The following is a 20,722-nucleotide window of genomic DNA, read 5'->3' on the forward strand; positions in this document are numbered from 1 at the left end:
CCGTGGACATTCAAGAAGAAATGCAACAACCCCTGCCCGACCACAATCAAAGCCTGGTGCAACGAACCTTAACCGAGTGGAAACAACTGGCGCTGCTCGGTGGGCCTATTTTTATTGCGCAACTCGCGCAAATGGCCAATGGCGTTATAGATACAGTGATGGCCGGCCACGCCAGCGCGAAAGATTTAGCCGGTGTCGGCATAGGCACCAGCCTGTGGGTGCCTGTACTGTTATTTTTTGTGGGTTTACTCGGCGCGCTGCAACCGATTATTTCCGGCCATCGCGGTGCTGGTGATTTGCAAAAAATTATGCCCACCACTTGGCAGGGAATTTATATCGCCTTTGCTGCCACTATTTTTATGATCTTATTGCTGATCAACGCCCAGCCTTTATTAATTTTATTAAAACTGGATGCTGCAACAGCAGCGATTGCTGACGGTTATCTCAAAGCGTTCTCTTGGGGAGTACCCGCGCTTTTATTATTGATCGCGCTGCGCGGGTTAACCGATGGCCTCGGTCACACACGCGTGATTATGGTGTTCTCACTCATCAGCACCATATTAAACTTGCCGTTGAATTATATTTTTATCTATGGGTTCGATTTTATTGCGTTTCAGTTACCCGCAATGGGCGGCATAGGCTGCGGCTGGGCAACAACTATCTCCAACTGGATAGCCACTATCGCACTGCTGATTTATTTGAATCGCAGCAAAACCTACCAACAATTTCATTTAATCGCCAACTGGGCGGCGTACAACAAACAGGAAATAGCGAATGTATTAAAACTCGGCTTACCAATCGGTTTTACGCTCTTTATTGAAGTCAGTATGTTCTGCATGATCGCGCTATTTTTAGCACCGCTAGGGGCTAACACCGTGGCGGGACATCAGGTGGTGTTAAATGCTACGTCTGTCTTTTTTATGTTACCGCTCAGTTTGGGCATGGCGATTACTTTGCGCGTCAGCTTTTTAGTCGGTGCAAAAGACTATGACGAAGCGCGATTACTTGCGCGTAGCTCATTGCTACTAGCACTCGGCATCAGCTGTATTAACGCACCGATTTTATTTTTTGGTCGCGATTGGATCGCTAGCCTCTACACTTCCGACATGGCTGTACAAACAATCGCAGCGCAATTATTTATGCTGGCAGCGATTTTTCAGATAGTCGATGTGATTCAAGTTACCATGATCAACGTGCAGCGCGGCTACAAAGACACCAAAATCCCCATGCTCATTATGCTCTTGTCATTCTGGGGAATTTGTTTGCCACTGGGATATGCACTGACATTCAAAGATTGGTTAGTCGCACCAATGGGTGCTCCCGGTTTTTGGACGGCATTAATTGCCGGATTGAGTTGTGCTGCGCTATTACTAACGGTACGGATGTTCCGTTTTCGCACCAAACCTGCGTAATAAAATCGGGCGGCCTTAGCCGCCCGTCTTGTCTACTACACACACATTATTTTTTTCAGAAAAGATTACCACCCACACGCCTGCCCTTTATTTTGCTCATCCAGCCACGCTTTTAGCGGTGCAAAGTAATCCAAAATTGCAGAGGCATCCATTTCGCGGGTTCCAATAGATTCCTCCAAAATATCCTGCCAGGGCTTACTTGCGCCAGCCGCTAACATGGCTTGCAATTTTGCACCCGCCTCTTTGCTGTTGTAGATAGAACATTCATGCAAAGGCCCTTTAAAACCGGCAGCATCACACAGCGCTTTGTGAAATTGGAACTGCAAAATATGCGCGATGAAATAGCGAGTGTAGGGAACGTTGGCGGCTATATGATATTTCGCACCCGCATCAAAGTCTTCTTCGCTGCGTGGCACTGGCGCACTGATTCCTTGATATTGCGTGCGCAGCTCCCACCAGGATTTGTTGTAATCCTCTGGTTTTATTTCACCGGAATAAACTTTCCAGCGCCATTGATCGATGAGCTTGCCAAAAGGCAAAAACGCCACCTTGCCCAATGCCAGTTTCATTTGTTGATTAATGACAGCCTGTTCATTGTTTTCAACTTTATCGATCAGACCTATAGCTTTTAAGTATTCAGGGGTGATGGATAAAACAATGGTGTCGCCGATGGCTTCGTGGAAACCATCATTGGCGCCATTTTGAAATAATAACGGTTGGTTGTTGTACGCAAGGTCGTAATAGATATGGCCAAGCTCATGGTGAATAGTTTCAAACTCCTCATCATTTGGCTCAACACATTGCTTGATGCGCACATCTTCTTTCGCATCCATAGTCCACGCGCTTGCATGGCAAACTACTTCGCGGTCGCGCGGCTTGGTCAGCATGGAATTTTTCCAAAAACTATCGGGTAGTGAACGCATACCTAAAGAGGTAAAAAACCCTTCTGCAATTTTAGTGATCTCAATTGCATCTTTCTTTTGCTTTACCAAAGCAGCGGTCACATCCAGATCGCCAACGCCGGGATAAGGTTCAACCAAATCGTAAATTGCATCCCACTGCTGGCTCCACATATTGCCAAGCAGATGTGCGGGAATGGGTTTGTTGAGCGGTACTTTATCTGCACCGTATTGTTTGGCGAGATCAGTACGCACTTTACAATGCAGGGATTTGTACAGCGGCTCTACTTGTTGCCACAAGCGTTCCACATCAGCTTCAAAATCCGCAGCGGGCATGTCGTAGCCAGATTTCCAGGATGCGCCTAAATCGCTAAACCCATAGGCGCGAGCGCCTGAATTGGCGATCTCGATATAGCGTTGATAATCTTTGCGATACGCTTTTGCAACGCTGTGCCAACCTGTCCATGCATCAACCAATTCGTCATAGTTGCGGCTGGTAGCGAGCACATCAGAAAGTTGAATTAAATCGCGGCAATTTTCCCCAGTATTTTGCTCAGAAGTACCGTCAGGTTTACAGTATTTTCCCGCACCATAAACACCTTCCATATGTGTACCAAGGCGCGCCAGTTCCGAACGTTCTTCAGGTGTATCAGGTGGCAAAATGGTTTTGCCCAAGGTCATGTTGACATAGGCCTTTTTTGTTTCCGCCGACATAGGCGCATCTTTATAAATACGCGCTTCTGCTAACAACTCCTTTTCCATTGCCATCCATTTTTCATTGGCTTTGGTGGCCAATAATGCAGAGTCGTCGTTGATGTAGGTAACGTAGATCCATTGCGCCGCGTTGAACTCTAGATAATTATCGAGATAGGTTTTATTCACAGTCGCGATAAATTCATCCGCCGATTTGGCAGGCGCCGCAGAAGTGTGCTTGTCAGTGCGTTGTACTTCACTTGGCGCTACGCTAGATGGTGCTTTACTACAAGCCCCCAAACAACAGATAGCAATACTGGTAAATAAAACATTGCGCAAAAAGTTAGGGCCTTTCATAAATATTTTTACCTGTGATTAGCAAACGAATTAGCGAACGCCACTCATACCGCGTTTTAACAAAGGTGAAACAAACAGCATAAAAATACCAAAGCCAACCCCCAGCACAGTGAGGTACTCAAACAATTCGATGTAGCTGGCTAACATAGCCGCGATATCGGTTTTGGCGGAGGTATCAATAGAAGCCATTTTGGACATGCGAGTCGCAATGGTTTCTGATAAAGCCGTTGCGACAAACCAGGTTCCCATACTCACACCAACTACGCGCGGAATTGATAATTTTGTTACCGCGGACAATCCAATTGGCGATAAACAAAGCTCGCCACTGCTATGACAAAAGTACGCCAACACCAACCAAATTGCCGCGACCTTACCCATCTCATCAGGAAATTGCGCCCCCAAAACCAATGCGCCGAAACCGAGACCGGCGAGTATCGTCCCCAATGCAAATTTCACAGGGGTTGATGGGTTAAGCCCGCGTGCGTCTAACCAAGGCCAAAGTAATGCGAAAGGAATTGCGAGCAACATAATGAACGCTGGATTTAATGCAGCAAACTGGCTGGCTTTTACTGTTACGCCGAGTACATCCCGATCCATCACACGATCAGCAAATAAAGTCATGGACGCCGCCGACTGTTCGAACAACGACCAAAATACAATGGTGGATGCAATTAATACCATCAACACTAAGGTACGGGTGAATTCAGCGCTGCGATATTTAGCAAAACCGAAAAGAACGAAAACCAATAGCGCGAGCATGGCAGCGTACAACCAATATTCCGTTGCCGTTTCAGAAATTTGGATAACGTTATTTTGTGAAAGCACACTACCGATACCAATAAAAATAACGGTCGCCGTTAATGCATAGAGAGAGGTTCGCGATTTCCACGGATTAGAGTGAATCATGGCATAAGCAAGGATGCCGACGATCCCCAACAGCAGGAAAATATTTTGCGTGATGTGAACAACAGGCTCACTTTGCACCAACCACCAAATGAGTGGTAATGCTGCAATGCTGGCAATATATATCCACCACTCTTGTGTAATACCAACCACTTTTTTCGCTAACCAGTCAGGCGCGGGTGATTCAGCATAACCATACAAATAACGCTGACCGAATAAAAATGTGATTAAGCCGATGATCATGCCGATACCAGCCAAACCAAAGCCGTATCTCCAGCCATAGGTTTCGCCCAACCAGCCACACACTAAAGTAGCAACCAATGCGCCCACATTGATGCCCATATAAAACAAGGTAAAACCTGAATCCCGTCGCGGATCATTTTCGGGATACAGCTTGCCGACAATCACAGAAATATTGGGTTTTAAAAAACCCACACCAATCACGATGAATGCGATAGCGGTATAAAAAACATTGAGGGCAGCGGTATCCTGCTTGGTTATCTCTTTAACCAATACAGCTCCTGCACCAAGAATTTCACCAGAGGCCAATGTTAATGATTCACTCAATACAGTCCCAGCGGGGTAGTAAATTGCTTGCTGCCCCTCAAACGCCATCAGGAAATGGCCGATCACCAACATGATGCCGCCAAACAACACCGCGCGACGAGTACCTAAATAGCGGTCTGCAATCAACCCACCAATCACAGGTAGCGCGTAAACTAATCCAGCATAGGCACCGAGAATATCCAGACCGGCACCGTCAGAAAACAAATGGTATTTAGTGAGATATAACAGCAGGATGTACTTCATCCCGTAAAATGAAAATCGCTCCCACATTTCGGTTGCGAAACACACATAAAGGCCTTTGGGATGGCCAAGAAACTCACCGCTCGCTGAAGAATGATTCATAGCAAAAAGTATTTTCCAAATGACATTATTTTTAAGATGAGAATATCAGGAGCGATGACCCGCTCCTGATATGAGTGTAGACGTTAACAGTTTAATGTCTGGAGATGAATAGTTTTAGAAAGTGTATTCCCCGCGTACATACAGTGTGCGGCCAAATGCATCGGTATAACGTGGATCCCATCCCACTTGGTGACCTGAGCCATTGGTGCGCAAAGATACTGGAGGCTCTTCATTCAACAGATTATTAATACCAAACGTGAGCCCCAACTTATCATCCATCAACTTAACCAATGTTTGATAATTGATGGTGTAATAATCCGAAACCGTTAGTTGAATCGGAGTATCGGTAGAGAAATCAGGCTCACCGTTGCTATCAAGCATGTTTACTATTTGCGCCTGATCGACATAGCCAGAACGGTAGTTGGCGGCCAATGAGTGTGTAAACATATCCTGCTCAAGTGTCACACCTAAACGAATCTGGTTGCGGAAAGTCACTTTGCTGTCGCCGCCAAATTTACCCAAACTGCTGCCATTCAAACTGCTTTCAGACTCAAGCATGTAAGTGCCGCTCAAGGTAGGCGTAAGCGTGCCGAAAGACAAATCAAATGCCATGCTGAAGTTGTAGTCGATGCCCGATGCATTGCGCACACCACCATTGACTGCACTTTGAATAATCGCAAGCTCTTCAGACCCGGTCGCAAGGTTGGTTTTGGTTGAGAACAAATTGCGATACAAGGTTGGATTCGCAAAAATTTCTTCTTCATTCAAACGCTCAACGACGTTATCGATTTCAACATTCCAATAATCGATGGTGATGCTGGCGTTGTCGATTGGGCGCAATACAAAACCGGCGCTGTATTGCTCTGAAGTTTCAGGCTTGATCTCGGCATTACCTTGACGATAAACCGTATATTGCGATGTCCCCGGCAAGCAATATTGCGCCATAGAATCGCTGGACGGGAACGGACAAGCGTAGTTGCCTGAAGTAACGCCAAACTCAGTCAGCGGCTCTGCTACTTCCAGCATGCTCGGCGCTTTAAAACCGGTACCATAGGATGCGCGCAACGCTAACAGATCAGTTACATCCCAACGGCCAGTAATTTTGTAGGTGGTGTCATCCATAGATTCACCAACAGAACCCACACCTTTTGAATCTACCGCATCGATAGTGTCGTAACGCAATGACGCAGTTAGCTCTATCGAATCAGCCACCGGCAACAAAACTTCGGTGTAAATCGCCGCCTGACTACGGCTCATATCGTACGGAGTATCTTTAGACAAAAAGAGAATTTCTTCGTTGGCATTAGCATCAGCAATTTCGCGAACGTAACTGATATCGCGATAATCAAAACCAACCGCCACTACTGCTTCACCACCACTCATAGAGAAAATTGGTTTGGATGCAACGCCTTCAATCGAATTCACCGTAACATCAGTAGAATCCCAATTTCCGTTGTACACAGTCTCACGCAATGCATCGCGCTCAGCATCGGTAATTTGGTCAGGGGTGGTGAAAATATTTAATCCACCTGATGCAACCAAATCCACAAACGGGTCAAGCAATAACCAACCCGTTGGATAGTCTTGGACCTGCGAGTTATTCGCAAAGGTATAGGCAGCGGAATAATCGATATCATTAAATGCACCCTCAAATCCCACCACAAAATGCGTAGCATCGGAATTGTATTCGGTGGTGCGAGGGTCCGCAGGCAATGCACGCCAAGTCCCTGTCACGCTCACCAGATTGTCGGCTTGTGATTGAGTTAAATAAGGAAGTACGTAATCTGCCACCAATTGGGAGTCTACTGGCACAGGCACATTACCTGTGGGATATGGAGCAATGCGCGAGGTTAACTGGCTCTCGGTATACACCAACGTAGAATACAAGGTGAAATCATCATTCACTTTGTAATGACCGTTCAAGAACAGGGAGTTTCGTTCTGACTCGGGAACGATTTCAATAGTAGTCGTGTAATCGAAAAAGCAGGTGGAACCAATTTGTGAATTGTCTGGTGCGCAGGTTCCGTTTTCTTTCTGATAGGGATTGAATGCAATACTGGTACGACGCTCATCAACCTCGGTAGCAGGGTCATCAACCTTGGTGACATCTATATAAGTCGCAGTGGCATTACCGGGAATGGCATTGCCTGAGCCGTTAAAGAACAAACCTTTACCACCTAACTCAGGGTGAGTAACGGTAATAAGACCTGTTTTTGCAAAGTCGCGATCAACCGCCGCTAATTGCTCTTGGCTATTGTGGTTAAAACCCAACACAAAGGAATAGCCATCTTCTTTCAAGCTGCCAAAACCAGTAATCAAGTCAAAATCCAGCGTCTCACCTGCCCCTTCGGTCGGGTCGGCATAGCGCGCGCTAATCGTAGTCCCTTCTACTTCTTTTTTAAGTTGGAAGTTAACCACACCGGCGATTGCGTCTGAACCGTAAAGCGCACTGGCACCATCGGTCAGCACATCGACTTGCTCCAACATGCTCATAGGAATTGCAGTGAGGTCGATAGTGCCCCCTGAATCTGCTGGTGCCATACGGCGACCATTCAATAACACCAGTGTGTATTGCTCTCCAATATCATGAATAGATGCCGTGCGTACCCCGCCGCCAGAGCCACCAACTGAATCACTCACCGTGGTAAATCCCTGCATAGCCGGAATGGTTTCAATAAAATCACCGGTAGTAGCCACGCCACTGCGATCCAATTCTCCACGTCCAAATACCTGAATAGGTAATGAGCCTTCAAGATTCTCCTGGCGTTTAATGGCAGACCCGGTTACCAACACCTCTTCCAAAACACTGTCTGCACTTTCACTCTGCGCAAAAGCCGGTAACGCACCAGTTAATAACCACCCGGAAACACCAAATGTAAGAGCTTGAATGACAGTCGACAATTCGCGCTTTTTGCTCATAGAGGTACCTCTTTAAAGGAGAAAATGGACGACGGAATATTTGTAGAAATAACGCCTGTTAATCCCGATAGAAAACTTGACTAAAATTGAAAATTAGAAAGTTTTTAACGCAGTAAAAAATTCGGAATTTATTGCGTAAGGATTAAGGTCGTTTAAAAAAACAGGTAGGAGTTTGCGGTATTCGTGCCAATTTATTTAAAGAGGAAGTTGCATAGACAATAAGTCGTATAGCTGTGCGCAAATACACATTTCTTAACTACGGAATTTTTCAACCACTGGGTTTTGTTCTGAAATACAAATAATTTAGACGCCTATTTTTTAATCGAACAAATTCTAACAGCACTTAAATAATGCACTTAACCGCACAGCACAAATCAATTATGTTTAGCAATGGTGCACGAAAAGCGTATTTAAATGACAAAGAAATATTCAAGATTAAAAGAAAAAATACTTACACTGAAAAATCAACAAAAACTGACCATTTTAGTCAGCTAATGCTATCGATTTTATCGCTACTATTAAATTGGTTATGCACAATACGATTAACCAAATCTAATTTTTTAATAACCGGCTCAGCCAATACAAACGGGTAGAGATGTTCATGGCCCATGCTACGGCTCAAGCTGTTCAGCGCATAACTCAATGGCAGCCAGTGGCGAATAATTTCACTGAACGAGTTATTTTTATAGGGGTCGATTTCGACATCCGCCTGCAAATTTTCCCCTGCCGGAGTGTCTGGCTGCAGCTTTAAACCAAATTCATGCGCAGTTTCGAGCGTATCGACAATATGCAGATAGTGCGCCCAGGTTTCTGCCCAGTCCTCCCAAGGGTGCATACTGGCGTAGGCACTAATATGGCTTGCCTGCCAATCAGCAGCTGGGCCATTTTCATAATGGCGCTGCAACGCCTGCGAGTAATCCAGAGTGTCATCACCAAATAATTCACGCACCGGCGCCAGCCATTGGGTATCACGCACCAACAAATCCCAATAATAATGACCCGACTCATGGCGAAAATGTCCGAGCAGAGTGCGATAAGGCTCGGCCATTTCCTTGCGCATTTTTTCACGCAATACTGGGTCAGCCTCGTTAATATTCAATGTTATTAATCCATCAGCATGACCGGTAAGCACTCTTCCCTGCTCACTAAATGTTTCTTCTGTATCCGCCAGAAAATCAAAAGCAAGGGATTGCGTATTTTCATCTACTCCACTTGTCGGCAGCTTCAATGAAAGCAAGCTATAAATAAGCCGACGTTTTTCTACCTCTATTTTTAACCACAGCGTATTATTTTCAGGCTTGGTTAAATCAGGAATTGTTCTGTTCAAGCGGCACGCGACGCATAACTCTTGGGGATCATCACTTGCAACCACCCAATTGCATACATCATGGTTAATCCAATTCGCACAGCGCCGATAAGATTTTTTTACAGCTTTTGAATTGACTGGTTTTAGAAATGCATCTTCCGTTTCAGAGAAAGTAGTTATCTGTAATGTATCAGGGTCAAAGCCCAATATAGCCCCACAGCGAATACAAGATATATTTTCAAAGTAAACCCGTTGGCCGCACTGCTGACATATTGACAAGCGCATAAACAGTCCTTTTAAGTCACCTATTAATAACTGAAATTAAATCCGCTATCGATTCGATAATATGGTCTGGCTTAACTGCCGACTGTTCGAAATAAGTTTGGCGATACTTACCCGTTTTCACCAAGCAACCCTGCATTCCCATCGCTTGCGCACCGCCTACATCACTATCGATATCATCGCCAACCATGATCGCACGCGAGGCAATTACACCTGCAGAATCAAGCACGAGGTTAAAAAAATTACGATTGGGCTTACCCATCACCTGCGCAGGTTTGCTGCATACATACTCAAGGCCCGCCACAAAAAAACCTATATCAGCTTTAAGACCATCCTCCATTTGCCAAAAGCGATTTTTATGCAGTGCAATCAATTCTGCACCACTGTGCATTACATTAAACAAGCGGTTGATAAGCGCGAGATCCCATGCATCACCAATATCACCCAACACAACATAATCAGGCGATTTTTCATCCCACTCAAACTCGGAAAAATCTGCCTTGATTGCACTCGCAACTACCGGCCATATCCGAATAGGGCGTTGTAATTTTTGCTGTAGAGATAAAAGTTCCAGCTTTGCGCCCACTGGCGCGCTAATTAATTCATCTTCTTCAAGCTCAAAGCCCATCGCACCTAATTGTGCGACCAACTCCGCTTGGGATTTTGTTGTGGTATTGGTGAGAAAACGTAACTGCAAAGGTAGCTCGCGCAGCTTTCGCATACACTCCAGTGCACCTGCAATGGGTTGTTTGCCGACATACAGAGTTCCATCAAGATCCAACATAACTAATTGGAGTTCAGGCTTCATATTTAGCTCCTGCATAACGCCTAGGCTTATCACTTATCTAAAACAGCCAACATACGCACCAGCCAGAATCAGCTTCACAATCAACTATAGATCATTGAGCGCAATTGCCAGCAACCAGCAAGTGCACAACGATAAATAATTGCAATAAGTACACCAAATTATTATCCCAAGCCCTCTATTACAAAGTTTTAAAATTTCACAACGAAAAACAGGCCCCTTCACGGAGGCCTGTTTCTGGACAAGGACTAGCCTTGAAATCTATTCCTAAAGAATAAAAAATCTACTTCACACGAATATCATTTTTGACCGATTTTACGCCATCCACCTCTTTGGCAACGCGCTCAGCTTTGGCAACATGAGATGAGTTAGCAACGAACCCACTCAATTGCACAGTACCTTTAAAGGTTTCCACTTGAATCTCACTGGCTTTGAGCTCGTCATCTTCAACAAATGCTGCTTTTACTTTGGTGGTGATAACTGTGTCATCAATATACTCGCCAGTACTTTTCTTTGTATCTGTTGATGAACAACCGGCCATAGCAACAAAGAAACTCAGCAATAGGGTAATTAAGTAAAATTTAAAATTTTTCATAAAATTCTCCATTTCAATTAACAATATTTTTACATCGTGAACACTTTTTCAATTTTCAATAAATTGGCATTACTTTAGACATATCCCATTAAGACAAGGATTATCAAAATCAGCAGTAACAGCCCCAAGCCTCCAGATGGCCCGTATCCCCACCCACGACTGTAAGGCCAAGTAGGTACAACACCAATCAAGATAAGCACAATTACAATTAATAAAATTGTTCCAAGTGTCATGATCATCTCCTTAGATAGTGACTAGAGATAGCAACTGCTATCAGTGACTACAAAGAGCAGCAACCAAGAGTAGCTGCAAGAGTAAACACACAGTGGGAATTGCAATCACCTTGCCAAATTACCCAACATCGACAAAACGCTCTTCACTTAATCCATTAAATATTCACACCAAACCACTTTGAAATATTGAATAACCATCTGAAAAATCAGGGTTTTAATACAACTAAAAAGACTCAAGCCGCCCCGCGATAAAGTAAGAGCTCAAGTTCAGCACCAAACAATCAACCAGGAAACATTGACGACAAGGAAAGAAAATCATGGATAAATCAATGTAACAATTACACGTGCACCCTCAAAGATTGCATAGGTATTTTGGATTAACGGGTTTGAGCCAACCCTGCCAACGCGTATACTGCGCATTCTTTTTCAATCATTCGCCGAGGAGCGATCATGTCGAAGTTTTGGAGTCAGGTGGTGCGCGAACTGGAGCCTTATGTGCCCGGTGAACAACCGCAAATCGATGGGTTAATCAAATTAAACACTAACGAGAGCCCCTACCCGCCCTCGCCTAAAGTGATCGAATTGATGACCCATGACGCCATTGATCGCCTGCGTCTCTACCCCGACCCAAACTCCAAAAAACTGAAAAATACCATCGCCAGCTACTATGGTGTAAATGCTGAACAAGTGTTTGTCGGCAACGGTTCAGATGAAGTATTGGGACTGTTGTTTATGGCGTTTTTCCAGCAAGAAAAACCGCTGCTATTTCCAGACATCAGCTACAGCTTTTATCCGGTTTACTGCAAACTTTTTGGGATTACCGCGCAAACCATTCCGCTGCGCGATGATTACACAATTGACTTTGCCGATTACCCAAGCGCAAACGGCGGCATTATTTTCCCCAATCCCAACGCCCCAACGGCGATTGGAAAACCGCTGGCAGAAATTGAAGCCCTACTGCAAAAAAATACCGAATCCGTTGTGGTAGTTGATGAAGCCTATGTGGACTTTGGAGCGGAAACCGCTATCGCCCTGGTTGATAAATACCCGAATCTATTGGTAGTACAAACGCTGTCAAAGTCGCGCTCACTCGCCGGAATGCGTGTCGGTTTAGCGGTGGGAAATAAAGAACTAATCGATGCACTGGATCGCGTTAAAAATTCATTCAATTCGTACCCACTGGATCGCCTTGCGGAAGCTGCAACCGTAGTTGCATTTGAGGATGACGCTTACTTCAAACAGTGCCGCGATAAAATTATTGCTACACGCGAATGGACAATTTCCGAATTGGAAAAATTAAATTTCAAAATACTGCCATCACAAGCAAACTTTGTATTCGCCGAACCTGTAGGTAAAAATGCGGCTGATGTAGCACAATACCTGCGCGACCATAAAATTCTGGTTCGCTATTTTAATAAACCACGCATCAACCAGTTTTTACGTATCACCATTGGCACCGACGAACAAATGCAACTGATGATCAACGCGTTAAAAAAATTATAATTGCACATGCAGCATCAATTAAAAAGCCCGGTTTGGATTAAACACCAACCGGGCTTTTTATTGAAAAAAATTTCAGAAAAGTACTTTAGTTTTGCTCAGATATTTTTGTTGTTTCTATAACAAAATACTTATCCATTCCCGTCCAGTACAACAACCGCGCTACTTCTTTATTACAGTTACACAACTTGATGACATCACATGCTTTTCCTTTGCGCTCCTTAAACAACAGCAACATACCCAAGCCTGTCAGACTCAATGCAGGCGCTTCACTTAAGTTAAATTCAAACTCTTTTATCTGTGCGGCTTCAGCATCACTTAGCAAACGACTCCATTCTTTACGTAAATCGTTATCGATATTGCCGTAAATATTAATGCGCAAACCGCGCCCATTATTAATAGACACCCAATCCATACTGGCGGTATCGGAAAAGGTAATCGCAGCAGACGCACTGGATGCTTTTGACACCGCACTTTTTGCCGGATTCGACGCAGTTTTGGGCTGTACTTTAAGCGGCACTTTTGTTTTGGGCACAAGGGTATTGGCTACTGATGCCATAGGCTTGGGCTTGGTTTTATCGATCCAGCCGGCGGGTACCAGATCATCCCAGCTGCTTTCCACTTTTCCATCGCCCACCACATCATCGATCACCCGACCAGTCATACGCTTGCTGCGCCCCTGCTCATCATCGGCGCGCATGAGATGTTGCTCACCCACAAAAGGAACAAGATGGCGCATAAATCCTCTTCATCATTAATTTTTATTAATGCTTATGAAAACATATTATTGGCACACTTTTCATCTTTTGCACAAAATACGATCCGTGCTGGGAATTTTTGAAACATATTGGTAAATATTTAAATTCTATCTCGCCAAACGCTTTTCAGTTCGAACCAAATTCCTGATTAATTTTTATAAAAAAAATCTCCAAAAGGCTTTTTTGTTGTAAAGTGCTGATTCGATGTGGAAATTTGGGAAATGCAGGCCCCGGAAGAGCGGCCAAAGATTAGGTTTTTAGTGAGCGTGGTTCGCCGCATTTCACGGGAAAAATTCCCTGAGCGAGACCCACTAAATGGCGAGACGATCACCCAAATTGAGCGATTATGCAGAATAATGATGCAGGGCAGTCGAAGAATACTGCCATAGAACTAATTAAAAAGTTTCAACAACTTTTTACCGATTTAAATCACAAACAAATTGCAGAGCGGCTGGTGAAATTGGTTATTGCCAAAAAGACCATTAGCCGCGCAGTGCTAATTGTTGAACGTGACAGCCATTTATATGTAGAAGCGATTGCTTCTTCAGGCGCCAATGAACCCACGATTAATGGTGTCGCCACCTCGCTGAGTCGCCTTAACTACTTACCTCACCAGCATATTCATCAGGTGTTTGACTCAGGCAAGCCATGTGCATTGGACGATCAAGCCATTAAGCAGCTAGGTGCACTCTTTACTCAAAAAGGTACCCACTCCTGCTTTTTACATCCCATTCAAGAGAAGAACAAAACCATCGCTCTGTTTTACATGGAGTCAGCGCAACCGTTGGCGCAACTGCAAGCCACTGTCGATGAACTGGATACCGTGTGGACGTTTAGCTCCCTGCTGGTGCGTCAAGTCATTGATATGTGGCACCACGAAGAACAAGCCGAACGCTTCCGCTTGGCCGAACAAGCGCTCTGGGCAAGCGAAACCTATCTGAATGCGATTTTGCGTTACTCGCCGGCACTGATTTCAGTAAAAGATCTGGATGGTAATGTTGTTCTTGCCAGCGAACATTTCAAACAAATGGCCAATATCGACGAAACCGGATTTGTCGGTAAAAACGTATTTGATGTCTACCCAAAAGATGTCGCGCAATCCATGTGGGAAATTGATCGTGCCACCAAAACCAAACAGCAGACCTATGAGGTCGAGCTGAACCTAATGCACAAAGATGGCAGCCAGCACACGTATTTGATGGTGAAGTTTCCGCTGCGCAATAAAGAGAACAATGTTTTCGGCGTTTGCACTATTGGCACTGATATCTCCGAGCGCAAACTGGCAGAAAACGCGCTGCGCGAGCAGCAATCGCGCCTCAATTACATGGCCTTCCACGACTCGTTAACCTCCCTGCCCAATCGCTCGCTATTTTACGACCGCATCTATCACGGCCTTGCACGCGCACGTCGCGCTGAATCCAAAGTCGCTTTGATGCTGCTCGATATCGACCGCTTCAAAAACATCAATGACAGCCTCGGCCACGATGCGGGCGATGTAATGCTGAAGGCGATCGCCATGCGCCTGAATGAAGGCGTGCGCGATATGGATACAGTCGCGCGCTTGGGCGGCGATGAATTTGTAGTTGTGCTGGAAGGCATTCACGATCTTGAAGACGTGGTGTTTGTTGCTAATAAACTGCTGACTACCTTATCGCGACCAATGGAAATTAGCGGTCACAGTATTTCCACCACCGTTAGTATCGGTGTTAGCGTCTTCCCCGATGATGGCGCCGACACCGACGAGCTGCTCAAAAATGCCGATGTCGCCATGTATAAGGCGAAGGAAGCCGGCAAGAACAATTGCCAGTTCTATACCAAAGGCATGAATGCGACTGCGGTTAATTATTTGCTACTGGAAAATGACCTGCGCCGCGCAGTCGAGCAACAACAACTGGTGCTTTATTACCAGCCGCAAGTGGATTTAAAAACCGGTGAAATGATGGGTGTGGAGGCGCTGGTACGCTGGCAACATCCTGATCGCGGCCTTATCTCCCCAGCGCACTTTATCCCCCTTGCCGAAGAAACCGGCTTGATTGTCCCTATCGGTGAGTGGGTGCTGCGCGAAGCATGTCGCCAACAAAAAATCTGGCTGGATGCAGGCAAACACGTGGGCAAAATTGCGGTAAACCTGTCGCCACGCCAATTCCATCAAAAGAACTTCCCCGGCAAGGTTGAGGCCATTCTTGAAGCCACAGGTTTAGAAGCCAGACATCTGGAACTGGAAATCACCGAAAGCTGCGCCATGGAGCATGCGGGCGAAACCATTAATCAGCTCAACCAACTCAATCAAATGGGCATGTTCCTCGCGATTGACGACTTCGGTACCGGCTATTCATCGCTCGCCTATTTGCAACGCTTCCCGATTCAAAAGCTCAAAATTGACCGCAGCTTTATCAATGACATTCACGACGATGACAATGATGCTGCCATCGCCAAATCGATAATCGGCCTCGCGCACAATATGCAGATGCGCGTAGTTGCTGAAGGGGTAGAGAATGAGCGCCAAGCCGAATGGCTGCGCGATATGGGCTGCGACCAGGCGCAGGGTTTTCACTACGCCAAACCCATGACCGCCAAACAACTGGAAAACCATTTCCGCAATGGCAAGTTTTACTTTGATGGCACTGTGATCCAGCTGGAGCCACACTTTAAAGTCGGGGCTTAATCGCCCCGCTTATCACCAAACCTAGCTCCGGCCTTTTTTACCTCAGCCCTTCCGTTTAGCCCTTACCGCGAGTTTTATTAGCGTGAGGACGAGCGTTTTCTTCTACGAAGGTCACTATCGCATCGGCGATATCTTTCTGGGTCGCGCCTTCAATGCCTTCCAAACCGGGCGATGAATTTACTTCCATCACCAATGGCCCGCGACTGGAGCGCAGCAAATCCACTCCCGCCACATGTAAGCCCATAGTCTGCGCCGCTTTGATCGCGGTGCGGCGTTCAGTAGGTGTAAGTTTGGTAACTTTGGCGGTGCCGCCGCGATGCAAGTTGGAGCGGAATTCACCTTCCTGCGCGGTGCGTTCCATAGCGGCAACGACTTTATCGCCAATCACAAAACAGCGTACATCACTGCCATTGGCTTCTTTGATAAATTCCTGTACCAAAAACTCCGCGCGCAGCTCACGAAATGCCTCGATCACACTCTCCGCCGCCTTTTGGGTTTCGGCGAGCACTATGCCGCGCCCTTGGGTGCCTTCACATAACTTCAATACCAACGGCGTACCACCAACCAGTTTGATCAGCTCCTTTGCGTCATGCACGTTATAGGCAAAACTGGTTTTTGGCAGACCTATCCCCTTACGGGACAAAAGTTGCAGCGCACGCAACTTGTCGCGCGAACGACCAAGGGCGATAGACTCGGTCAGGCAATACACACCCATCATTTCAAACTGGCGAATCACCGCCAGACCATAGTGAGTCACCGAGGCACCAATCCGCGGGATCACCGCATCAAAACCTTCCAAACGCTCGCCCATATACCAAATGGCCGGGCTGTCAGAGGCGATATCGATATAGCATTTGATAATGTCGATGACGCGCACATCGTGGCCGCGCTTGGTGCAGGCCTCGACCAAACGACGGGTGGAATAAAGGCGACGATTGCGCGACAAAATAGCAATTTTCATAAATGACCTGATAAAAAGATGGAGGGTAAAAAGAGAAATAGCGAATCGCTAAAGCGACGCCATTGCGGGCTGGTTTTTGTTTCCGCCCAATAAAAAGGATTTGCTGCTATCCACCCAAAAGCCCCGCTTGAGCGCACTGCGCCCGAGCAACATTCGAAACCGCATATTTTCCCGGTCGGTCAGCGTTACCTCGATCGACATACTGATGCCATTGATCAGTAAACAGGTGTCGATCACAAAACGCCGCTCACTGTGCCCACCAGAATCCCTCACCACGCGGGTATCTTTTACCGGCGCCTCGCACTCGATGCAGGTAAGACTATCCAGTTGCAGCGGGTGCAAACCAAACCTCACCCATTGCTTGCCATCCTTATCAAAGGGCGTCACATAGTAGGCATGCAAGGCACTGGTGCGCGCGCCCGTATCGACCTTGGCTTTGATCGCCGTAACCCCTAAATCGGGCAATCCCACCCACTCGCGCCAGCCAATCACTTCAGGTTGTTTTGTCACAGCCGGACACCTCGTTTTGGAGTCTATGGAACTCATAGAATAAGCTATCTGGATATAAGTAGAAGCAGCAGCATTACAAGCGCGCTTTGTACCCGAGTTCATGCGCAAGGTACACAGGAAAAATTTATTGCCAGCAAACGATTTTTCTTTTTTTTTTTTATTGGCTATGGTAAATAGCGCGGGTCAAATTTCCCTCTAGGGAATCTGACGCCACCCCTCTCTCTGTCAATGTTGGAGTAGTCTTATGTCAGTTGATGTAGAGTCGTCAGACAATGATCTGATGAGTGATAGCATCGAAGCCGATGATGAAGAGGCAACACCAAAGCTTACCGGCAAAGAAGCCAGCCAGCACACTTTGGAAATGCGTCGCAAAATCGAAGATCGTTTGGAACGTCGCCGTATTAAAGACCAATTAGGTTACGATGATCTTTCCGACTTGGACTTTTAAGTAAAAAAACGAACTACGTAAAAATTATCGATTCGGGATCGATCACACAGACCCGCAACAAACATGTGATCAGCCGCCAGTTTACTGGCGGCTGATATTTCTCCAGCCATTTCACGCACCACAGCATCTATTCCAAACGAATATTGTCCCAATACAGCATTTGTGGCTGCTCTAATTTATCCACAAACAATGCAAAGCCGCTAACCTCATCCAATTTCATTTCACGTTTGCGCGGCGCACTGCGAATATCATCCAGCGCGATTTGAATTTTATTCCAACCAGAATTGAGATTAAGCCGGCGATTAAATCGATCATCAAATCGATTATTGCCTGCATCATGTTGACGGTCGGAAATTTTTAGCACCACCATTAGCGGCGCCGCATCGGGATTGTAAAAATCCATCGTCAAGTAAGTGTATTTGCTCCAGTCGCCGTAAGGCCCCAATAAACGCAAACCGGCATATTGGCGAGTGCTAAAGGTAATCGCTAACGAGTGGGAACCGTTAGCAGCCAAATTATCCGCCTGCCGGGTTTCAGCGATATTGGGATGCGCAACAACCTGCTGCATTTCATAGCGTGATTCAAAATTGTTAAGCAGCGGAAACTGATTACGCATCGCAAGATTGGCAACTCCCGCGTCCAGCACCGACAAGGCCAACGGCAAAACCAGCAGACTGCTAATGCCGCGCAACCACCAGATTAATGGCCGGGGTTTCTGCCCCCAAAATAATCCCAACCAAACGCCAAATAAATTGTGCAGCACATCATCTAGATTAGAATTTCGCCCGACAAACTTCTGCACAAATTCAATCAAACACCCGACTGCAATTGCGATTAACGTCACCAGCAACCAAGCGCGCCAAGTGGTTAGCGGCTTGTAGGCTTGCACCAACAACATCAAGATCGAAAAAAAAATAATGTGGCCGAAATTCCACAGCTGATTAAAAAAAACCGACGAAAAATTATCTGGTCCACCGACAAAGAAAAACGGCACAATCAACAGAACAAAAAATCCAGACAACCAGGAAGGCAAGCTCACTTTCACAACAAAACCCCTTTAATACTGCGAGTAGCCCATCCCATTAAATTGCTTGGCAAGGTTGGTTGCATAGTTATCCGTCATGCCACTGATGTAATCGAGCACGGACATTAGCGCCTGATACTCATAGTTGTTTGCACGCAAGTTCACATCAGGGTGGAAATTGTTTTCACCAATCAATGCCATCACGCGATTATCCTTGTAGGTCATTTTTGCCGGATCGCCGAGCGATGCATAAACCGCAGAACAAATAGTATTTAACAAGGTGCCAATAACCGTATAAGCACCAATTTCCAATTCAACCCGGCGCGAGTGATTAAAAATTTTCTTTTTGGCCAAATCTTTTGCGGCTTGCACTGCATTTTTTACTTTAGGATCACAGAGTGAAATCAAATCGCTTTCAACTTCGCCGCGCAAAAAAGCATCCTGGTGTTTGATAAACGCAGCGGTTCCTGCATTGATAAACGCATCGATTACCTTGCCACGCACCAAGGCAGGCTTTCTTCCATCGTTTACTTTTTTCAACAATCGCTCCAACTCCGACAACTGCGCAGAATCAGCGATTACCGGATGCAACAATTCGTAGATTTCATTCCAGTTGAGAATGCCCATCTCCAAGCCATCTTCCAGATCAATAATGCCGTAGCAAAAATCGTCCGCCGCCTCCATTAAATACACCAGCGGATGACGACAATACCAATCAGTACCCAGCTCGATTAATCCGGTTTTTTGTGCGATCTCATGCACATGCTTTAGCTCAGTTTGAAAAATTCCATATTTGGAATCCTTAGGGCGCAGCCCAGAAACCGTTGGCGATGAAGTCCAGGGATATTTCATCGATGCTGCAAGCGTTGCATAAGTCAGCCGCATACCATCGTGAAACTGGTGATACTCAGATGTTGTGAGCACACGCAAACCCTGCGCATTGCCCTCAAACACACGAATATCATCCTGCTCTGCGGGCGATAAATTTTTTAAAAAATCAGCGCCTTCTTTTTGAAACCAGTTGCGGATGGCATCTTCACCCGTATGACCAAAAGGCGGGTTGCCAATGTCATGCGCCAAACAGGTTGCCTGCACAATATCACCAATATCCGTCGGCCAAATATGCGCAGGTAAATCTCCTTTATCACGCAACGCCTGCCCCACCCGAATCCCCAAAGTACGCCCCACACAAGCCACTTCCAAACTGTGTGTCATACGATTATGAATGTGATCATTAGTCGCAAGTGGATGCACCTGCGTTTTGCGCGCAAGCCGACGAAACGCGCCAGAGAAAATAATCTTGTCGTGATCCGAGTGAAACGGCGAACGCCCCTCTTCATGTTTCGCACTGCGATTCCCCAAGCGGTCTGCACAGAGAAGTTGGTTCCAGTTCATGGGCATAGATAAATCCTTAACCTTTTTAAAATATGTCACTGTTTGAAATGCCGGCTTGCTATCCGATCATGTCATCTCAAAACCGCAAAAAATTGAGATGAACTATGAAGTATCGCCCTCTATATCTCAATATTTGTGATTTTTGAGA

General features: G+C 46.0%; 16 protein-coding genes. 4 read left to right on the forward strand and 12 right to left on the reverse strand.

What is annotated here, in order from left to right; all coding sequences use genetic code 11:
* Window positions 1–2 precede the first annotated feature (2 nt).
* Entirely contained in the window at window positions 3–1,412 is a 1,410-nt protein-coding gene (locus tag SPL68_RS10890; protein WP_323815167.1) for an MATE family efflux transporter, read from the forward strand.
* A gap of 65 nt (window positions 1,413–1,477) precedes the next feature.
* Here SPL68_RS10890 and SPL68_RS10895 read toward each other — a convergent pair whose 3' ends face one another.
* From SPL68_RS10895 to SPL68_RS10925, 7 genes are all read right to left on the reverse strand, one after another.
* The gene (locus SPL68_RS10895) at window positions 1,478–3,361 is read right to left on the reverse strand and encodes a M2 family metallopeptidase (RefSeq protein WP_323815168.1); all 1,884 of its coding nucleotides are present in this window, start codon (window positions 3,359–3,361) and stop codon (window positions 1,478–1,480) included.
* Between the two features lie 30 nt (window positions 3,362–3,391).
* Window positions 3,392–5,173: a peptide MFS transporter gene (locus SPL68_RS10900; RefSeq protein WP_323815169.1), complete on the reverse strand. Its 1,782-nt coding sequence runs from the start codon at window positions 5,171–5,173 to the stop codon at window positions 3,392–3,394.
* Between the two features lie 114 nt (window positions 5,174–5,287).
* The gene (locus SPL68_RS10905; RefSeq protein WP_323815170.1) at window positions 5,288–8,092 is read right to left on the reverse strand and encodes a TonB-dependent receptor domain-containing protein; all 2,805 of its coding nucleotides are present in this window, start codon (window positions 8,090–8,092) and stop codon (window positions 5,288–5,290) included.
* A 487-nt stretch (window positions 8,093–8,579) separates the two neighbouring features.
* Window positions 8,580–9,683 (reverse strand): zinc-binding metallopeptidase family protein, encoded by a 1,104-nt coding sequence (locus tag SPL68_RS10910; RefSeq protein ID WP_323815171.1) that lies wholly within the window; start codon window positions 9,681–9,683, stop codon window positions 8,580–8,582.
* 16 nt (window positions 9,684–9,699) lie between these two features.
* Window positions 9,700–10,488 (reverse strand): TIGR01458 family HAD-type hydrolase, encoded by a 789-nt coding sequence (locus tag SPL68_RS10915; protein WP_323815172.1) that lies wholly within the window; start codon window positions 10,486–10,488, stop codon window positions 9,700–9,702.
* Window positions 10,489–10,768: 280 nt separating this feature from the next.
* Window positions 10,769–11,080, reverse strand: a complete 312-nt coding sequence (locus tag SPL68_RS10920; RefSeq protein WP_323815173.1) for a BON domain-containing protein — start codon at window positions 11,078–11,080, stop codon at window positions 10,769–10,771.
* Window positions 11,081–11,154: 74 nt separating this feature from the next.
* Window positions 11,155–11,319: a DUF3309 family protein gene (locus SPL68_RS10925; protein ID WP_323815174.1), complete on the reverse strand. Its 165-nt coding sequence runs from the start codon at window positions 11,317–11,319 to the stop codon at window positions 11,155–11,157.
* A gap of 444 nt (window positions 11,320–11,763) precedes the next feature.
* Here SPL68_RS10925 and hisC point away from each other — a divergent pair, with 444 nt between their 5' ends.
* Window positions 11,764–12,816: a histidinol-phosphate transaminase gene (gene hisC, locus SPL68_RS10930; protein WP_323815175.1), complete on the forward strand. Its 1,053-nt coding sequence runs from the start codon at window positions 11,764–11,766 to the stop codon at window positions 12,814–12,816.
* 85 nt (window positions 12,817–12,901) lie between these two features.
* Here the strand turns inward: hisC and SPL68_RS10935 are convergent, their stop codons facing one another.
* Entirely contained in the window at window positions 12,902–13,552 is a 651-nt protein-coding gene (locus tag SPL68_RS10935; protein WP_323815176.1) for an STAS domain-containing protein, read from the reverse strand.
* 365 nt (window positions 13,553–13,917) lie between these two features.
* Here SPL68_RS10935 and SPL68_RS10940 point away from each other — a divergent pair, with 365 nt between their 5' ends.
* Window positions 13,918–16,236, forward strand: a complete 2,319-nt coding sequence (locus SPL68_RS10940) for a putative bifunctional diguanylate cyclase/phosphodiesterase (protein WP_323815177.1) — start codon at window positions 13,918–13,920, stop codon at window positions 16,234–16,236.
* A 55-nt stretch (window positions 16,237–16,291) separates the two neighbouring features.
* Here the strand turns inward: SPL68_RS10940 and rimK are convergent, their stop codons facing one another.
* Both rimK and SPL68_RS10950 read right to left on the reverse strand, forming a co-directional pair.
* A complete protein-coding gene (rimK, locus tag SPL68_RS10945; RefSeq protein WP_323815178.1) occupies window positions 16,292–17,197 on the reverse strand; it encodes a 30S ribosomal protein S6--L-glutamate ligase in 906 nt (301 codons plus the stop codon).
* Between the two features lie 48 nt (window positions 17,198–17,245).
* Window positions 17,246–17,707: an ATP-dependent zinc protease family protein gene (locus tag SPL68_RS10950; protein WP_323815179.1), complete on the reverse strand. Its 462-nt coding sequence runs from the start codon at window positions 17,705–17,707 to the stop codon at window positions 17,246–17,248.
* Between the two features lie 244 nt (window positions 17,708–17,951).
* Here SPL68_RS10950 and SPL68_RS10955 point away from each other — a divergent pair, with 244 nt between their 5' ends.
* On the forward strand, window positions 17,952–18,155 hold the full coding sequence (locus SPL68_RS10955) for a PA3496 family putative envelope integrity protein (protein ID WP_323815180.1): 204 nt from the start codon (window positions 17,952–17,954) through the stop codon (window positions 18,153–18,155).
* A gap of 127 nt (window positions 18,156–18,282) precedes the next feature.
* On the opposite strand, the gene SPL68_RS10960 is transcribed toward SPL68_RS10955, so the two are convergent.
* Both SPL68_RS10960 and SPL68_RS10965 read right to left on the reverse strand, forming a co-directional pair.
* Entirely contained in the window at window positions 18,283–19,200 is a 918-nt protein-coding gene (locus SPL68_RS10960) for a VanZ family protein (RefSeq protein ID WP_323815181.1), read from the reverse strand.
* Window positions 19,201–19,212: 12 nt separating this feature from the next.
* Entirely contained in the window at window positions 19,213–20,580 is a 1,368-nt protein-coding gene (locus SPL68_RS10965) for a deoxyguanosinetriphosphate triphosphohydrolase (RefSeq protein ID WP_323815182.1), read from the reverse strand.
* Window positions 20,581–20,722: the final 142 nt, after the last annotated feature.

It is taken from the genome of Cellvibrio chitinivorans (assembly GCF_035117775.1).
Lineage (GTDB): Bacteria > Pseudomonadota > Gammaproteobacteria > Pseudomonadales > Cellvibrionaceae > Cellvibrio > Cellvibrio chitinivorans.

Excerpts from the sequence above, each read along its gene's own strand:
- rimK (WP_323815178.1), bottom strand. The coding sequence starts at position 17,197 with ATGAAAATTGCTATTTTGTCGCGCAATCGTCGCCTTTATTCCACCCGT.
- hisC (WP_323815175.1), top strand. The coding sequence starts at position 11,764 with ATGTCGAAGTTTTGGAGTCAGGTGGTGCGCGAACTGGAGCCTTATGTG.
- SPL68_RS10920 (WP_323815173.1), bottom strand. The coding sequence starts at position 11,080 with ATGAAAAATTTTAAATTTTACTTAATTACCCTATTGCTGAGTTTCTTT.
- SPL68_RS10940 (WP_323815177.1), top strand. The coding sequence starts at position 13,918 with ATGCAGAATAATGATGCAGGGCAGTCGAAGAATACTGCCATAGAACTA.
- SPL68_RS10900 (WP_323815169.1), bottom strand. The coding sequence starts at position 5,173 with ATGAATCATTCTTCAGCGAGCGGTGAGTTTCTTGGCCATCCCAAAGGC.
- SPL68_RS10925 (WP_323815174.1), bottom strand. The coding sequence starts at position 11,319 with ATGATCATGACACTTGGAACAATTTTATTAATTGTAATTGTGCTTATC.
- SPL68_RS10895 (WP_323815168.1), bottom strand. The coding sequence starts at position 3,361 with ATGAAAGGCCCTAACTTTTTGCGCAATGTTTTATTTACCAGTATTGCT.
- SPL68_RS10965 (WP_323815182.1), bottom strand. The coding sequence starts at position 20,580 with ATGCCCATGAACTGGAACCAACTTCTCTGTGCAGACCGCTTGGGGAAT.
- SPL68_RS10915 (WP_323815172.1), bottom strand. The coding sequence starts at position 10,488 with ATGAAGCCTGAACTCCAATTAGTTATGTTGGATCTTGATGGAACTCTG.
- SPL68_RS10910 (WP_323815171.1), bottom strand. The coding sequence starts at position 9,683 with ATGCGCTTGTCAATATGTCAGCAGTGCGGCCAACGGGTTTACTTTGAA.
- SPL68_RS10955 (WP_323815180.1), top strand. The coding sequence starts at position 17,952 with ATGTCAGTTGATGTAGAGTCGTCAGACAATGATCTGATGAGTGATAGC.
- SPL68_RS10935 (WP_323815176.1), bottom strand. The coding sequence starts at position 13,552 with ATGCGCCATCTTGTTCCTTTTGTGGGTGAGCAACATCTCATGCGCGCC.
- SPL68_RS10905 (WP_323815170.1), bottom strand. The coding sequence starts at position 8,092 with ATGAGCAAAAAGCGCGAATTGTCGACTGTCATTCAAGCTCTTACATTT.